15 protein-coding genes are annotated in these 15,397 nt (G+C 70.3%); 4 read left to right on the forward strand and 11 right to left on the reverse strand.

Annotated elements, in window-relative coordinates:
• Window positions 1-2 precede the first annotated feature (2 nt).
• A complete protein-coding gene (gene galK, locus ABD327_RS00455; RefSeq protein ID WP_344448013.1) occupies window positions 3-1,112 on the reverse strand; it encodes a galactokinase in 1,110 nt (369 codons plus the stop codon).
• Window positions 1,091-2,041, reverse strand: a complete 951-nt coding sequence (gene galE / locus ABD327_RS00460) for a UDP-glucose 4-epimerase GalE (protein WP_344448014.1) — start codon at window positions 2,039-2,041, stop codon at window positions 1,091-1,093. The genes galK and galE overlap by 22 nt, the downstream gene beginning before the upstream one ends.
• Before the next feature lie 312 nt (window positions 2,042-2,353).
• Between galE and trpS the strand changes: the two genes are divergently transcribed.
• On the forward strand, window positions 2,354-3,385 hold the full coding sequence (gene trpS / locus ABD327_RS00465; RefSeq protein ID WP_344448016.1) for a tryptophan--tRNA ligase: 1,032 nt from the start codon (window positions 2,354-2,356) through the stop codon (window positions 3,383-3,385).
• On the forward strand, window positions 3,382-3,909 hold the full coding sequence (locus tag ABD327_RS00470) for a 2'-5' RNA ligase family protein (protein ID WP_344448017.1): 528 nt from the start codon (window positions 3,382-3,384) through the stop codon (window positions 3,907-3,909). The genes trpS and ABD327_RS00470 overlap by 4 nt, the downstream gene beginning before the upstream one ends.
• Here the strand turns inward: ABD327_RS00470 and ABD327_RS00475 are convergent.
• Both ABD327_RS00475 and ABD327_RS00480 read right to left on the reverse strand, forming a co-directional pair.
• Entirely contained in the window at window positions 3,899-4,978 is a 1,080-nt protein-coding gene (locus tag ABD327_RS00475) for a GH25 family lysozyme (RefSeq protein WP_344448018.1), read from the reverse strand. The two genes, ABD327_RS00470 and ABD327_RS00475, sit on opposite strands and share 11 nt — an antisense overlap.
• A 192-nt stretch (window positions 4,979-5,170) precedes the next feature.
• Complete coding sequence (locus tag ABD327_RS00480; protein ID WP_344448019.1) at window positions 5,171-5,914, reverse strand: hypothetical protein; 744 nt, start codon at window positions 5,912-5,914, stop codon at window positions 5,171-5,173.
• Window positions 5,915-6,040: 126 nt separating this feature from the next.
• On the opposite strand from ABD327_RS00480, the gene ABD327_RS00485 reads away from it, so the two are divergent.
• Window positions 6,041-7,201, forward strand: coding sequence for an amidase (locus tag ABD327_RS00485; RefSeq protein WP_344448020.1), 1,161 nt, complete (start codon window positions 6,041-6,043; stop codon window positions 7,199-7,201).
• A 200-nt stretch (window positions 7,202-7,401) separates the two neighbouring features.
• Here ABD327_RS00485 and ABD327_RS00490 read toward each other — a convergent pair whose 3' ends face one another.
• From ABD327_RS00490 to ABD327_RS00505, 4 genes are all read right to left on the reverse strand, one after another.
• Window positions 7,402-8,391 carry a malate dehydrogenase gene (locus ABD327_RS00490; protein WP_344448021.1) on the reverse strand — a complete coding sequence of 330 codons (990 nt, stop codon included), beginning with the start codon at window positions 8,389-8,391 and terminating at the stop codon, window positions 7,402-7,404.
• A 211-nt stretch (window positions 8,392-8,602) separates the two neighbouring features.
• Window positions 8,603-9,820: an NADP-dependent isocitrate dehydrogenase gene (locus tag ABD327_RS00495; RefSeq protein WP_344448022.1), complete on the reverse strand. Its 1,218-nt coding sequence runs from the start codon at window positions 9,818-9,820 to the stop codon at window positions 8,603-8,605.
• A 122-nt stretch (window positions 9,821-9,942) separates the two neighbouring features.
• Window positions 9,943-10,230, reverse strand: a complete 288-nt coding sequence (locus tag ABD327_RS00500) for a DUF3017 domain-containing protein (RefSeq protein ID WP_344448074.1) — start codon at window positions 10,228-10,230, stop codon at window positions 9,943-9,945.
• 103 nt (window positions 10,231-10,333) lie between these two features.
• The gene (locus tag ABD327_RS00505; RefSeq protein WP_344448023.1) at window positions 10,334-11,485 is read right to left on the reverse strand and encodes an RNA-guided endonuclease InsQ/TnpB family protein; all 1,152 of its coding nucleotides are present in this window, start codon (window positions 11,483-11,485) and stop codon (window positions 10,334-10,336) included.
• A gap of 173 nt (window positions 11,486-11,658) precedes the next feature.
• Here ABD327_RS00505 and ABD327_RS00510 point away from each other — a divergent pair, with 173 nt between their 5' ends.
• The gene (locus ABD327_RS00510) at window positions 11,659-12,339 is read left to right on the forward strand and encodes an FHA domain-containing protein (protein ID WP_344448024.1); all 681 of its coding nucleotides are present in this window, start codon (window positions 11,659-11,661) and stop codon (window positions 12,337-12,339) included.
• Window positions 12,340-12,540: 201 nt separating this feature from the next.
• On the opposite strand, the gene ABD327_RS00515 is transcribed toward ABD327_RS00510, so the two are convergent.
• The 3 genes from ABD327_RS00515 to purH form a co-directional block, all read right to left on the reverse strand.
• Entirely contained in the window at window positions 12,541-13,407 is an 867-nt protein-coding gene (locus tag ABD327_RS00515; protein WP_344448025.1) for a bifunctional methylenetetrahydrofolate dehydrogenase/methenyltetrahydrofolate cyclohydrolase, read from the reverse strand.
• Window positions 13,408-13,488: 81 nt separating this feature from the next.
• Window positions 13,489-13,668, reverse strand: a complete 180-nt coding sequence (locus ABD327_RS00520; RefSeq protein ID WP_344448026.1) for a hypothetical protein — start codon at window positions 13,666-13,668, stop codon at window positions 13,489-13,491.
• Between the two features lie 144 nt (window positions 13,669-13,812).
• The gene (gene purH, locus ABD327_RS00525; RefSeq protein ID WP_344448027.1) at window positions 13,813-15,375 is read right to left on the reverse strand and encodes a bifunctional phosphoribosylaminoimidazolecarboxamide formyltransferase/IMP cyclohydrolase; all 1,563 of its coding nucleotides are present in this window, start codon (window positions 15,373-15,375) and stop codon (window positions 13,813-13,815) included.
• Between the last annotated feature and the right edge of the window lie 22 nt (window positions 15,376-15,397).

Raw genomic sequence — 15,397 nt, forward strand, 5'->3', positions numbered from 1 at the left:
GCTCAGGACAGGCGGGCCGCCCCCGGCGAGGCCACGGCCTCCAGGTAGGACGGCGGCCGCCACGAGCGGGCGGCGTAGGCCTCGTCGACGGCCTGCCTGACCCGGGCGATCCGGTCCCGGTGGACCAGCACGATGACGGAGCCGCCGAACCCGCCGCCGATCATCCGGCCGCCCCTCGCGCCGCCCGTGACCGCGGCCTCCACCGCCACGTCGGCCTGCGGCCAGGAGACCTGGTAGAGGTCGCGCAGCGACAGGTGGGAGGCGGTGAGCATGGCGCCGACCTCGGGGGCCGCGCCGGCCTTGAGCAGGCCGACCGTGGCCTGCACCCGGTGGTTCTCGGTGACGACGTGCTGGACGCGCCTGCGCAGCACCGGGTCGACCAGCCGGGACAGGGACGCGGCCAGGTCCTCGACGTCGCGCAGGGCCGGGACGCCCAGCAGCCCGGCCGCCTTCTCGCACTCCGCCCGGCGGTCGGCGTAGCGGCCGTCGTCCAGGGAGTGCCTGACCCCGGTGTCGACCACGAGGACGCGGTGCTCCCCCAGGTCGAGGGGGACCTGGGCGGACAGGCCCGTCCGGCAGTCCAGCAGGAGTGCGTGGTCGCGCTCGCACAGCAGGGACGCCGACTGGTCCAGGATGCCCGACGGCACCCCCGCGTAGGCGTTCTCCGCCCGCTGCGTGATCTTGACGAGCTCCCTGCGGTCGGCCTTCACCCCGTACAGGCCGGTCAGCGCCAGGGCCGTCGCGCACTCCAGCGCGGCCGAGGACGACAGGCCCGCGCCCGTCGGCAGGTCGGAGGTGAAGCGCAGGGTCGCGCCGCCGACGAGGTAGCCGGCCTCGGCCAGGGCTCCGGCGACCCCCGCCGGGTAGGCGGCCCAGCCCCGCACCCTCCCGGGCGCCAGCCCGTCCAGCTCCACCACTTCCCGCTGCCCGCCCGAATGCAGCTCCAGCAGGCCGTCGTCCCTGCGCTCGCCCTCCGCCGTGATGCCCTGCGGCAGCGCGAAGGGCAGGACGAAGCCCTCGTTGTAGTCGGTGTGCTCCCCGATCAGGTTGACCCGTCCGGGAGCGTGCCAGGTCCCCTTCGCCGTTCCGTTCATCGCTGCGCGAACTCCCATGCGTCCTTGACCATCTCGGTGAGGTCCCGTTCCACCCGCCACCCCAGTTCCTCCTGGATCTTCGCCGAGGAGGCTATGAGCACCGCCGGGTCGCCCGGACGGCGCGGCCCCGCCACCGCGGGGATCGGGTGGCCGGTGACCTCCCGGCAGACCTCGATGACCTGCCGCACGGAGTAGCCGCTGCCGCTGCCCAGGTTGTAGACCTTGTGCGCCCCCGGCACCGCGGCGTCCAGCGCCAGCAGATGCGCCCGGCCGAGGTCGACCACGTGGATGAAGTCGCGGACGCAGGTGCCGTCGGCCGTGGGGTAGTCCTCGCCGAAGACGCTGGCGTGCTCGGCCTCCCCGGACGGCACCTTCAGCACGTTCGGGACGAGGTGCGTCTCGACCAGGTGCCGTTCGCCGTAGCGCCCGTAGGAGCCCGCGACGTTGAAGTACCGCAGCGAGACCCCGGCGAACCCGTGCAGGCGCGCGTATTCGGCGAGCGTCACGTCGATGGCGAGCTTCGTCTCCCCGTACGGGTTGGTGGGCCGCGCCGGATCCGTCTCCAGGATCGGCGTGGACTCCGGCTCCCCGTACACCGCGGCCGTGGACGAGAAGACGATCCTGCCCACCCCGCTCCGGCGCATGGCGTCGAACAGCGCGAGGGACTCGCCGAGGTTGCGGTCCCAGTACAGCTCCGGGTGCCGCACCGACTCGCCCACCTGGGACTTGGCGGCGAAGTGCAGCACCGCCTCGAAGCCGCCCTCGTCCAGCAGCGGCGGGGCGGCCTCCCGCAGGGTCCCCAGGACGAACCGCGCCCCGTCCGGCACCGCGTCCGCGTGCCCTACCGACAGGTCGTCCAGCACGACGACCTCGTGCCCGGCCTCGACCAGCAGCGCGGCGACCACGCTCCCGATGTATCCCGCTCCGCCGGTGACCAGCAGCTTCACATTCCCGACCCTTCGGCATGGGGAGGCAGCGCATGGACCACGGCGCGGTCCCCCCGACGTCACTCCTGGACATGAAGCCTAGCCACGCCGTGACCGGAACCCGATTCCGGTCCGCCCGGGGAGAACTCCCGAGGCCTTATCCGCGACCAATACGATGTGACGGACACCCACTGTTCAAACGCTCCTATGGCGTGTTCGAGGGTTTCCTGACAACGGCGCTCGGGCATGTGCCGTCAGCGGGCGCGTGGTCCCGCACGGGTCTGGGAGAATCGACATGCCGGCGGTCGCGGCGAAGGCGGAGGAAGAAGACAGTTGACTGAGCAGACTCGCCCCCGGGTCCTGTCCGGCATCCAGCCGACGGCCGACTCCTTCCACCTGGGCAACTACCTGGGCGCCGTCCGGCAGTGGGTCCCGCTGCAGGACACCCACGAGGCGTTCTACTTCCTGGCGAACCTGCACGCGATGACCGCCGAGTACGACCCCGAGGTGCTGCTCCGACGCACCCGGGTCTCGGCCGCCCAGATCCTGGCGTCCGGGATCGACCCCGACCGCTGCACGCTCTTCGTGCAGAGCCAGGTCTTCGAGCACGCCGAGCTGCAGTGGGTCCTCAGCTGCCTGACCGGCTACGGCGAGGCGTCCAGGATGACGCAGTTCAAGGACAAGTCCGCCAAGCAGGGCGCGGCCGCGGCGAGCGTCGGCCTGTTCACCTACCCGATCCTGCAGGCGGCCGACATCCTGCTCTACACCCCGCAGGTCGGCGAGAAGGACTTCCAGGTCCCGGTGGGCGAGGACCAGCGCCAGCACCTGGAGCTCACCCGCACCCTGGCCGGCCGGTTCAACCACCGCTTCGGGCCCACGTTCGTCGAGCCGAACGCCCACATCCTCAAGTCGGTCGCCAAGATCACCGACCTGCAGGAGCCCGAGCGCAAGATGTCCAAGTCGGCCTCCTCCCCGCAGGGCATCATCAACGTGCTGGACGAGCCCGGCCCGCTGCGCAAGAAGATCATGCGCGCGGTCACCGACACCGGCACCGAGATCAAGTACGACCCGGAGGCCAAGCCCGGCGTCTCCAACCTCCTGACCGTCCTGTCCGCGCTGAACGGCACCCCGATCCCCGACCTCGAGGCGCACTTCGCGGGGGCCGGCTACGGCCAGCTCAAGAAGGAACTGGCCGAGGTGGCGCTGGAGACCTTCGGACCGATCAGGGAACGCACCCTGGAACTGATGAACGACCCGGCCGAACTCGACCGGATCCTGGCGAAGGGCGCCGACCGGGCCGCCGAGGTCGCGGCGGCGACCATGGCCGTCGTCCGGGAGCGCGCCGGGTTGCTCAGGCGGCGGTGACCGACCAGATCATCGGGGTCTCGGTCAGCATCCCCGAACCCCACGCGGGAATCCTGCAGCGGGCCCGGGAGGCCTACGGGGATCCGCTGGCCCTGAAGGTCCCCCCGCACATCACCCTGGTCCCGCCGACCCCCGTGACGGACGAGGAGCGGCCGCTCGTCGAGGAGCACCTGACCCAGGTGGCCGCGATGACCGCGCCGTTCCGGGTCCGGCTGCGCGGCACCGGCACCTTCCGGCCGGTCACCCCCGTGGTGTTCGTCACCCTCGCCGAGGGCATCGGCCCGTGCGGGCTGCTGCAGGAGAAGCTGCGCAGGCCCCCGCTCGACCGGGAACTCGTGTTCCCCTACCACCCGCACGTGACCATCGGCCAGCACCTCGACGACGCGCGGCTGGACCAGATGTTCAAGGAGTACTACGACTTCCACGCCGCCTTCGAAGTGACCGATTTCTGGCTGTCCGAGCACGGCCCGGACGAGGTGTGGCGCCCCGTCCGGGTCTTCCCGCTCCTCGGCACTACCTGGTGACCTTCGCCTTCACCTGCGCGGTGTTGTTCTTCTTGTAGGGGTCGAGGACGCCCGGGGCGTTCACCGAGAGTTTCAGGACGGGCTTGGCGCCGACCTTCAGGCTGTTGGTGACCTTCACGCCGTAGTTGAACTTCACCAGCTGGTCGTCCTTGAGGTTCGACCAGACGCACTTGAGGCCGTAGGAGGTGCGCTTGCACGCCTTCGTCCAGACCTTCCGGTGCTTCACGCCCTTGGGCAGCTTGACGTACACCGTGACCTTGCCGCTGGCGTCGGGGCCGCCGTTGCCGACCTGGATCGCGTAGGTGGCGTTCTTGCCGCGCCGCAGCTTGCCCGCCTTGCCCTTCACCCCGACGTACGCGACGGGCTTGTCCGACTTCTTCGCGAACGCGACGAGCTGCTTGTACGTACCGGGGAAGAGGTTCTGGTCGCCGGGGAACCTCGGCTTGTCGTCGCCGTTCCAGAACTGCCAGATCGTGTACTTGTCGAAGCCGCCCGGCATGGCGGGCGCCGTCACCTTCTCCTTGTAGTTCGCCACCCACAGGGGGTTGGTGAGGTTGAAGGCCGCGGTGCCGTTCGGCTCCTTCGCCGAGGCCGTGCAGTTCTTCCACCACGACTGGTTGGAGTAGATGAACGGGTAGCGGCCGGTGCGGACGAAGTACCGCTGGCTGAAGCTCTTGATCCAGTCGATCATCTGCTGGGGCGTCAGGTTGTAGCAGTCCTGGCGCACTCCCTGGACCTTGGGCAGCGAGGCGTAAGGATCGCGCTCCATGTCCAGCGCGCCCGGCAGGCTCTTGCCGTCGCGCGTCCAGCCGCCGCCGTTGTTGATGAAGAAGTCCGCCTGGCTCGCGCCGTCCGACCTGTGCGGCGAGGCGAAGTGGTAGGCGCCCTGGATCAGGCCGTTGGCCCGCGCGCCCTCGCGGTTGATCGCGAAGTACTTGTCGACGTACGCGTTCGGGTCGCCGTCGACGGGGCTGACGCCCCGCGTCGCGCGGATGATGACGAACTTGGCGCCGTCGTCGGCGATCTTCTTCCAGTTGACCTTGGCGCCCTGCCACTCGCTGACGTCCAAGCCCGGGACCGTGCCCTGCGGCGCGACCGGCGCCGCCTGTGCGACTGACCCTGGGAGGACCGTCCCCAGCACCATCCCGGTGACGATCAAAACCCTTCCGGCAGTACGCAACACACCAAACTCCCTCAGTTGACCCTAGGAGGTGCAAAACAGTAACGCATGATCACTTCCCGCGAGTCGCCTTAGAGGGAATCACCGACGAAGGGTCCGAATCGTAGTAATAGCGGAATTATTCTCCGGACGAACGTCTCCCGTGAGATCCGCTCCGGTCGTCGCGTAGACCTCTGTCACGCCCGAGGTCCCGGCCGGCGCCCTCAAGGAGAAGCTCCGCCACGCCGACCTCCCCGGACCGAGCACCCCGATCCGCCGCTCCGCGCGGCCGCTCTCGTTCCCCGCGGCCAGCCACACGCCCCTCGCCGTCCGCGGCCCCCGGTTGACCACCCGGGCCCGCAGCGTGAAGCTCCGCCCCGCCCTCACCTTCCCCTCCGGCCGGATCCACACGGCCAGATCGGTACCCGGCCTGACCTTCACCACCGACCGCGCGCTGGTCCCGCCCGCCCGCGCCACCAGCAGCTGCCGCCCCTTCGCGTCGGGATCGACGATCCCCCAGATCGTGACGTTCCTCCGGCCGCGCGGCGGCAGCGCGCCCAGGTCGCACACCACCCTCGCGCGCCCCTCCCGGCAGCCCCGCGCCAGGCCGATGACCGACACTCCCCCGGGCTTGCGCACCGTCATCCGCGCCCGGGGCACCCGGACCTCACGGGGATTGCGCACCTCGATCCGGTAGTCCAGGAGCCCTCCGGGCCGCACCGCGCCCTGCGGCCGCGCCTCGACCCGCAACCCCAGCGAGGCCCTCTCCGCCCGAGCCGACCCCGACAGCGCCCCGCTCAGCACCACCACGACCAGCACCGCCCCCACCCGTCCGCCCCGCCGCATCCGACACCCCTCGCTCCGCGATCACGGCGGGCAGGCTACCGATCACCGGGCGTGAACGTGATCACGACACTCCGGCCCTTGCCCATTGCCGACCCTGGACCGGCCGAGACCGGCGAGAATCCTTCCGTGCACGAAATCGACCCGCTGATCCCCTGGCTCCCCCCGGTCCCCGACGAGCCGTCCGCCTCCCCGACCGGCCCGCTCGCCGGACTCCGGTTCGTCGTCAAGGACGTCATAGACGTGGCCGGGCTGCCGACCGGCGCGGGCAACCCCCTCTGGCTCGACACCCACCCCGCCCCCGAACGGGATGCCGAAGCCGTCGCCCGCCTCCGCCGCGCCGGCGCGTCCTTCGCGGGCAAGGTCCACACCGACGAGCTCGCCTTCAGCCTCGCGGGCACCAACCACCACTACGGATCGCCCCGCAACCCCGCCGCGCCCGGCCGCCTGACCGGCGGCTCCTCCAGCGGCTCCGCCTCGGCCGTGGCCTCCGGCCTGGCCGACATCGGCCTCGGCACCGACACCGCCGGCTCCGTCCGCGTCCCCGCCGCCTTCACCGGCCTCTACGGCCTGCGCCCCACGCACTCGCGCGTCTCCCGCGACGGCTGCGTCCCGCTGGCCCCGTCCTTCGACGCCCCCGGCCTGCTCACCCGCACCCTCGACGTCCTCCGCCCCGCCGCCGCGACGCTCCTGGACCCCTGCCCTGAACAGCCCGCCCCCGAATGGCTCCTTCTCCCCGACGACCTGTGGCACCCCGTCCCCGCGGAGATCAGGGCGGCCCTCGCCGCCTCCCTGGCCGTCCTCCGCCCCCTCCTGAAACCCGACCCCACGCCCCTCTTCCGCGGCCCGGACGCCTGGGACGAGGCCGTCACCGCCTACAGCACCGTTCAGGGCTTCGAGGCCTGGACCGCCCACGGCGACTGGATCACCCGCGAGTCCCCCGACTTCGGCCCCGGCGTGGCCTCCCGCTTCGCCCGCGCCTCGAAGGTCACCCCCTCGGCCGCCGCCACCGCCCGAACCGTCCTCGCCCGCACCGCCGCCCTCCTCCACACCCGGCTCCGCCGCAGCGTCCTGGCCGTCCCCACCGCCCCCATGACGCCGCCGCTCCTTACCGAGCCCGGCGACCGCTCCCGCCTCCTTCCCTACACCTGCCTCTCCCCGCTCTCCGGCACCCCCGCCCTGACCGTCCCCGCCGCCGCCCTGGACGACCTCCCCCTGGGCCTCTCCCTCATCGGCCCGCCCGGCTCCGACGAACACCTCCTCGACCTGGCCTCGGCCCTGCACGCCTGACTCCGGGCGGGAGGACGCCCGTCACCACCGCCTGAGCCGTCCTCGACGAGTTCGTCCGCCGCCCGACCGAAGCGGCCCTCCCGCAAAGCCTCCACCGCCGCAGGGGCCGGTTCTGAGGATCCGGGGCCCCGCATTCTCGCCTCACACGCGAAGAGCCCCGGTGCCGACGGCACCGGGGCTCTTCGAAGGACGTGCGGGGATCAGAGGAGGCCGAGGCCCTTGACGGCGTCGCGCTCCTCGACGAGCTCGGCGACCGAGGCGTCGATGCGGGAGCGGGAGAAGTCGTTGATCTCCAGGCCCTGGACGATCTCCCACTTGCCGTTCTTCGAGACGACCGGGAAGGAGGAGATGATGCCCTCGGGGACGCCGTAGGAGCCGTCCGACGGGATCGCGGCCGACGTCCAGTCGCCCTCGGGGGTGCCGTTGACCCAGTCGTGGACGTGGTCGACGGCGGCGTTGGCGGCCGAGGCGGCCGAGGAGGCGCCGCGCGCCTCGATGATCGCCGCGCCGCGCTTGGCGACGGTCGGGATGAAGGTGTCGGCCAGCCAGGCCTCGTCGTTCACGACCTCGGCGGCGTTCTTGCCCGCGACCTCGGCGTGGAAGATGTCGGGGTACTGGGTGGCGGAGTGGTTGCCCCAGATCGTCAGCTTCTTGATGTCGGCGACCGTGGTGCCGGTCTTGGCCGCGAGCTGAGAGAGCGCCCGGTTGTGGTCGAGGCGGGTCATCGCGGTGAAGCGCTCGGCCGGGACGTCCGGGGCGGCGGCGGAGGCGATCAGGGCGTTGGTGTTGGCCGGGTTGCCGACCACCAGGACGCGGATGTCGTCCGCGGCGCCGTTGTTGATCGCCTTGCCCTGCGGGCCGAAGATCCCGCCGTTGGCCTCCAGCAGGTCGCCGCGCTCCATGCCCTTGGTCCGGGGACGGGCGCCCACCAGCAGGGCGATGTTCGCGCCCGCGAAACCCTCGGCCGGGTTGTCGAAGATGTCGATCCCCGCGAGCAGCGGGAACGCGCAGTCGTCCAGCTCCATCGCGGTGCCCTGGGCGGCCTTGACCGCCTGGGGAATCTCCAGCAGCCTCAGCTTCACCGGTACGTCGGCGCCCAGCAGCTGGCCGGACGCGATGCGGAACAGCAGGGCGTAGCCGATCTGGCCGGCCGCGCCGGTGACGGTGACGTTGACAGGGGTGCGGGTCATTCGCTCACTCCAAGAAGGGCGGGATCTCTCGGTATCGAGATACTGCGCCTCCCAGGCTATCGTCCCGGCACATGCGAGAAGCCGCACACCCCGGGTGAGGTGCGCGGCTTCATCCCCGCGGACGCGGGGACCACGGTGTATCGGGCCCGACCAGTAGCGCCAGGTCGGGATCATCCCTGCGAACGCAGGGCCACAGTACGACTACACCATGTTACTGCGCGATCTTCTTCTGCAGGTTGACGTCGAGGGCGTGGAGGAACTCCTCGGTGGTCAGCCACGGGGTCTCCGGCCCGACGAGCAAAGCCAAATCCTTGGTCATCTGGCCGGACTCGACGGTCTCGACGCAGACCTCCTCGAGCTTCTGGGCGAAGGCGGTGACCTCGGGGGTGCCGTCCAGCTTGCCCCGGTGGGCCAGGCCGCGGGTCCACGCGAAGATCGAGGCGATCGGGTTCGTGGAGGTGGGCTTGCCCTGCTGGTGCTGGCGGTAGTGCCGGGTCACGGTGCCGTGCGCGGCCTCGGCCTCGACGGTCTTGCCGTCCGGGGTCATCAGCACGGACGTCATCAGGCCCAGGGAGCCGAAGCCCTGCGCGACGATGTCGGACTGGACGTCGCCGTCGTAGTTCTTGGTCGCCCAGACGAACCCGCCCTCCCACTTGAGCGCCGCGGCGACCATGTCGTCGATCAGGCGGTGCTCGTAGGTGATGCCGGCGGCGTCGAACTCGGCCTTGAACTCGGCCTCGAAGATCTCCTGGAACAGGTCCTTGAACCGGCCGTCGTAGGCCTTGAGGATCGTGTTCTTCGTCGACATGTAGAGCGGGAACTTGCGGTCCAGGGCGTACCGCATGGTGGCGCGGGCGAAGTCCCGGATCGAGTCGTCGTAGTTGTACATGCCCATCGCGACGCCGCCGCCGGGGAACTTGGCGACCTCGAACTCCATCGGCTCCGAGCCGTCCTCGGGCACGTAGGAGATCGTCAGGGTGCCGGGGCCGGGGACCACGAAGTCTGTGGCGCGGTACTGGTCGCCGTGGGCGTGGCGGCCGATGATGATCGGCTGGGTCCAACCGGGCACGAGGCGCGGGATCGTCTGGACGACGATCGGCTCGCGGAACACGACGCCACCGAGGATGTTGCGGATCGTTCCATTGGGGGAACGCCACATCTTCTTCAGCCCGAACTCTTCGACGCGCGCTTCGTCGGGGGTGATGGTCGCGCACTTGACGCCGACGCCGAACTCCTTGATGGCGTTGGCGGCGTCGACGGTGACCTGGTCGTCCGTGGCATCGCGGTTCTGGATGCTCAGGTCGTAGTACTTCAGGTCGACGTCGAGGTACGGCAGGATCAGCTGGTCCTTGATGAACTGCCAGATGATCCGGGTCATCTCGTCGCCGTCGAGCTCGACGATCGGTCCCTCTACTTTGATCTTGGGCATGGCTGGTGGCTTCCCTTTCCTCGCCCCTGCGGTCCCTTGTAAGGCTCATGGGGAGGGTATCGAAGGGGTGTCAGAGGTCTAGACCTGCACCCCTGCTTTTCGATAATTGACAAAGTTCTCACTTATCCGCCACGGGCGGTCCAGGCAAAGAGCGCGAGACCGAGTCCCAGCAAGGCCATGACCGTGATGTCCGTCACCTTCTTGCGGGTGACGAGGAATCCCAGCCTCTCCTCGGGCAGGAAAGCTCTGAACGCCGCGCCGCACAACATCGACGCGGCCATGATGTAGGCGCCCATCCGGAAGTTCTGCCAGGAGGCGAAAAGACCCCCCAGAACCCCCAGAAGAACGACCAAGTAGGGCACATGCCCTCCGAGCCGTCCCGCGGGCCGTTCCTGGCGCTCTGTTGTCATCACTCCGTGAGTTTAGCCGTACCATCCCAAACCCAGATCCGGTCAACTTCTCGGCCCTGAAGGGCCGAGCTTGCAGCTCTTCCTCACACCTGGCGGGTGTGGTTCAGGCCGCGTCGTCGGCAGCGTGACTCACTGCCCAGACCGCAGCACCGCGTTGGGCGATGTTGCGGCCCGCGTTCACGTCGGCGTGCTCAGCGAAGCCGCACGACGTGCAAAGGAAGGTGGACTGATCAGGCCGGTTACGTCTGCTGACGTGGCCGCAGGCGGAGCAGCCCTGCGAGGTGTGGCGGGGGTCCACGAACACCACCGGCACCCCCGCCCGAGCGGCCTTGTAGGAGACGAACGCGCCGAGTTGCGCGAACGACCAGGAATGCAGCGTGACCCACTGGGGCTTGCGGAGCCGTACCCTGTCGCGGATGCCGCCCAGGTCTTCCAGGGCGATACCGCGGCAGGTGCGTTGAGCCTCGGTCACGAGCTTCTTGGCGATGCAGTGGTTGGTGTCGGCCGCGAAACGCGCCTCCCGGCCGGAGATCTTGCGCAGCAGCCGCTTGGCCGCCTTGGTGCCCTTCTTCTGGAGCTTTTGACGCAGCCGCCGGTCCTTGTGCCGGACCTGGTTGAGGTGCTTACCTGCATACCGGTCGCCGTCACTGGTGGTGGCGATGTTCACGATGCCCAGATCCACGCCCAGAAAGCCGACCACCTCGAGTAGTTCAGGCTCGGGGACCTCGCAGGTCGCCTGCAAATACCAACTCCCACCCCGCAGCACCAGATCGGACTCCCCGCGCCGGTGGGCGGTGAGCATCTCCAGTTGGGCCGCCGAGCACTCGAACGGAATACCCCTCACGCGGCCTCGGACGGTCCAGATCGAAACGGTGCGCGCCTCCAGCTGCCAGGACAGGCACCGGTCGTCGAACGGCTGGGCGGCGTCCTTACGGAACCGGACCGGCTTGGACTCCACGGCCTTGCGCCGCTTGGAGCCCTCACGGCCGTAATTACCGGCCTTCAGGTTCGCCTTCAAGGTGGCGCAGGCCCCGGCGGTCTTACGCACGGCGTGCAGAGCGGGCTGGGCGGACAATCCCATCGCCTTCACCTCGCCGTACACCAGCCGCTGAAGCGGCCGCCCTCCCGTGACGCCGGTCTCGAACGCGCGGCGGGAGGCGTGGTCGGCGGCCCGGTTGCAAGTGCGCAGCGTCTCCCGCAGAGCCACCCGAGTGGCCTCGTCCGGGAGCAGCTTCACCTGCACCACGAGCTTCACACGCACAACATAACGCCTTCTCTCCGATAACGAGAGGGTTTCCGACCTCGTGAACGGCCTGGATTCTTTACTAGATCTTGTTGAAAGTTCTACCCACCAGTAGGTGGGTGTGACCGGTTCAACGCCGGGTAACCACGACGACAGGGGTCGCTAACTGAGTGGGAGGAACCACAGTGGAGGGGCCGTTCATACGGATCGAGGACAGTGGCGCGGTGATCCCGCTACGTCCCGACGTCACGACGGTCGGCAGAGGAAAGGGGGTGGACATCCGCCTGGAGGATCCGAGCGTCTCCCGGCTGCACGCTGAACTGGTGCGGCGGGGGCCATACGTCTATGTCGTCGACATGGGCCTGTCGCGCAACGGCACCAGGGTCAACGGACGTCCGATCGCCCGCAGGGTCCTCGAAGACGGAGACGTGATCAGCTTCGGGTCCGCCCGGGGCAGGCTGGGGGGCATCCCCCGTGAGGAGGTGGATCCGGAGGTCGAACTCCGCCGGGCCGTGGCGCCCGAACTCACCCGCCGTGAGATCGACGTGCTGACGGCGCTGTGCCGTCCGGCACTGTCGGACGCGGCGTTCGTCGCCCCCGCGACGGCCAAGGACATCGCGACCGAGCTGGTCGTGACGGAGGCGGCGGTGAAGCAGCACCTGCTTCGCCTCTACCAGAAGTTCCGTGTCCCGGAGGGCATCAACCGCCGTACCCGTCTGGCCAACGAGGTCATCGCCATGGGCCTGGTCCGCCCCCTGCCGACGGTCACCGTGCCGCCGCAGGCACAGCGCACCATGCCCCTACCCCCGGAGCCGCGCCGTCCGGGCATCGCCGCGCGGACCCCCGTCACCCGCCGGGCCAGCTGAGGAGGACCCGCACGGGGCAGTGCGGGACAGCGAAACCCACGGGAAGCAGTGCCGGTCTGGGGGGCGACCCCCAGACCTCCGAAGGACGGTCGGACGATCCCCGCTTCACTGCGGTCGTCTGACGGGGCCCAGCCGGCAGAGGGGCCGGCTGGGCGAGAGGAAGAGTCGATCCGGGGGGCGCCCCCCGGAGGCGACAGCCGATCAGCTCTCGGCGGTGACGCCCGCCGCGGACTCGGCGGACTCCACCACGTTGGACAAAAGCATCGCCCGGGTCATGGGGCCCACCCCTCCGGGGTTGGGAGCGACCCAGCCCGCCACTTCGGAGACGGCGAAGGAGACGTCTCCGGCGAGCTTCCCGTCGACCCGGGAGACCCCGACGTCGAGCACGGCCGCGCCGGGCTTGACCATGTCGGCGGTGATCAGGCCGGGCACGCCGGCGGCGGCCACGATGATGTCGGCCCGCCGGGTGTGCCGGACCAGGTCCCGGGTGCCGGTGTGGCACAGCGTCACCGTGGAGTTCTCGCTGCGGCGGGTCAGCAGCAGGCCGAGCGGGCGTCCGACGGTCAGGCCACGGCCGATGACCACGACCTCCGCGCCGTCCAGCGGCACCTCGTAGCGCCGCAGCAGGGCGACGATGCCCTTGGGCGTGCAGGGGAGCGGCGCGTCCTTCATCATCACCAGCCGGCCGAGGTTGACCGGGTGCAGCCCGTCCGCGTCCTTGGCCGGGTCGATGAGTTCCAGTACCCGCTGCTCGTCCAGACCCCTGGGCAGCGGGAGCTGGACGATGTACCCGGTGCAGGCGGGGTCGGCGTTGAGTTCGTCGACGGCCCGCTCGACCTGCTCCTGGGTGGCGTCGGCCGGCAGGTCCCGGCGGATCGAGGTGATGCCGACCTCGCCGCAGTCGCGGTGCTTCATGCCCACGTAGGCGTGGCTGCCCGGATCGTCGCCGACCAGGACAGTGCCCAGCCCCACCGAGATCCCCTGCTCCTTCAGCGCGGAGACCCGCCGCTGGAGGTCCTTCTTGATCTCGGCCGCCGTGGCCTTGCCGTCCAGAATCCGTGCGCTCATCGACACCGCTCTCTCTCCGCCTTGGTCGTCCCATTGTTCCAGGACGAGCGGGGAGTCCCGTGCCGGGTGGCACGGACGGGATCAGGGAGCGCTCTCGCCGCTCTGGCGGCTCTGGCGGCGGGCCAGTACCCAGTCGGTGACCTTCCAGCCGGTGTTGGCGGCCAGCATGGCGGCCAGCGCCCCCGCGGCCAGGCCGATCGTCTCACGGCCCTGGGCCAGGGTGCCGGAGTTCTCCAGCACGGCGGTCATCAGGAATTCCACGGGGACTCCAGGTAAAAGGCACTTGGGGCAAGAATCACCGGGAGCTTACCAGCGCCGTCCTCCGATCACCCCGTGATCGGCCAAGGACCCCATGATCAGCGGAAACGCCCCCGGACTGACCGAAGGCGTTCCCTTTTGACCACTCTAGTGGAAGAAGTGTCGGTTCCCAGTGAAGTAAAGGGTGATCCCGGCCTTCTCACATGCGGCGACGACCTCGTCGTCGCGGATCGAGCCGCCCGGCTCGACGATCGCCTTGACGCCTCCGGCGATCAGCACCTCGGGACCGTCGGCGAAGGGGAAGAAGGCGTCCGAGGCCGCCACCGAGCCCACCGCCCGCTCGCCCGCGCGGTTCACCGCGAGCTGGCAGGAGTCGACCCGGTTGACCTGGCCCATGCCCACCCCGACGGACGCGCCGCCGGAGGCCAGCAGGATGGCGTTGGACTTGACCGAGCGGCAGGCCTTCCAGGCGAACTCCAGGTCCGCGAGCACCTCGGCCGGGGCCGCGGGACCCGCCTTCAGCTCCCAGTTCGCGGCGGCGTCGCCCGGCTCGGCCACCAGGTCCGAGCCCTGCAACAGCAGGCCGCCGCTGATGGCGCGCAGCTCGGTGCGCGGCTCGCGCACCAGGTCCTCGGCGACCAGCAGCCGGATGTTCTTCTTCGCCTGGAGGATCTCCAGCGCGCCGTCCTCGAAGCCGGGGGCCACGACGACCTCGGTGAAGACCTCGGCGATCTGCCGGGCCGCCTCGACGGTGATCGGGCGGTTGGCCGCGATCACGCCGCCGTAGGCGGAGACGGGGTCGCAGGCGTGCGCCCTGCGGTGCGCCTCGGCGATGTCGGCGCCGACGGCGATGCCGCACGGGTTGGCATGCTTGATGATCGCGACGGCGGGCTCGTCGAAGTCGTAGGCGCTGCGGCGCGCGGCGTCGGTGTCGACGTAGTTGTTGTACGACATCTCCTTGCCGTGCAGCTGCTCCGCCGCGGCGAGGCCGCCGCCCGAGCCGTCGGTGTAGAGGGCGGCGCGCTGGTGCGGGTTCTCGCCGTAGCGCAGCACCGCCTGCCGCGTGTGGGTGGAGCCGGTGAACTCCGGCCAGCCGCTGTCCTTCGCGGTCTCGTCCGGCGCGTAGAAGTTCGCGAACCAGGACGCGACGGCCACGTCGTAGGCGGCGGTGTGCGCGAACGCCTCACCGGCCAGGCGCTGCCGCTGCTCCAGCGTGAATCCGCCCTCCCCGACGGCGGCGAGGGCCGCGCCGTAGGCGTCGGGGGACGTGACGACCGCGACGGACGGGTGGTTCTTGGCCGCGGCGCGCACCATCGTCGGGCCGCCGATGTCGATCTGCTCGACGCACTCGTCGGGGCCGGCGCCGGAGGCGACCGTCTGCGTGAAGGGGTACAGGTTGACGACCACCAGGTCGAACGGCTCGACGTCCAGCTCCTGGAGCTGCCGGACGTGGTCGGGCAGGCGGCGGTCGGCCAGGATGCCCGCGTGGACCTTGGGGTGCAGGGTCTTGACCCGGCCGTCCAGGCACTCGGGGAAGCCGGTCAGGTCCTCGACCTTGAGCACCGGCACCCCGGCGGCGGCGATGCGCGCGGCGGTCGAGCCGGTCGAGACGATCTCGACGCCGGCCGCGTCCAGGCCGCGCGCCAGCTCCTCCAGGCCCGTCTTGTCGTAGACGCTGACCAGGGCACGCTTGATTGCGATCCGGCTCACCGGACAGTTCCCTTCTCTCGTT

Origin of the sequence: Actinocorallia aurantiaca (genome assembly GCF_039533685.1) — a bacterium.
Taxonomy (GTDB): domain Bacteria; phylum Actinomycetota; class Actinomycetes; order Streptosporangiales; family Streptosporangiaceae; genus Actinocorallia; species Actinocorallia aurantiaca.

Bases quoted from the DNA above. Each gene is read 5' to 3' on its own strand.
- ABD327_RS00495 (WP_344448022.1), bottom strand. From the start codon at position 9,820: ATGCCCAAGATCAAAGTAGAGGGACCGATCGTCGAGCTCGACGGCGAC.
- galK (WP_344448013.1), bottom strand. From the start codon at position 1,112: ATGGGAGTTCGCGCAGCGATGAACGGAACGGCGAAGGGGACCTGGCAC.
- ABD327_RS00500 (WP_344448074.1), bottom strand. From the start codon at position 10,230: ATGACAACAGAGCGCCAGGAACGGCCCGCGGGACGGCTCGGAGGGCAT.
- ABD327_RS00490 (WP_344448021.1), bottom strand. From the start codon at position 8,391: ATGACCCGCACCCCTGTCAACGTCACCGTCACCGGCGCGGCCGGCCAG.
- ABD327_RS00480 (WP_344448019.1), bottom strand. From the start codon at position 5,914: ATGCGGCGGGGCGGACGGGTGGGGGCGGTGCTGGTCGTGGTGGTGCTG.
- ABD327_RS00515 (WP_344448025.1), bottom strand. From the start codon at position 13,407: ATGAGCGCACGGATTCTGGACGGCAAGGCCACGGCGGCCGAGATCAAG.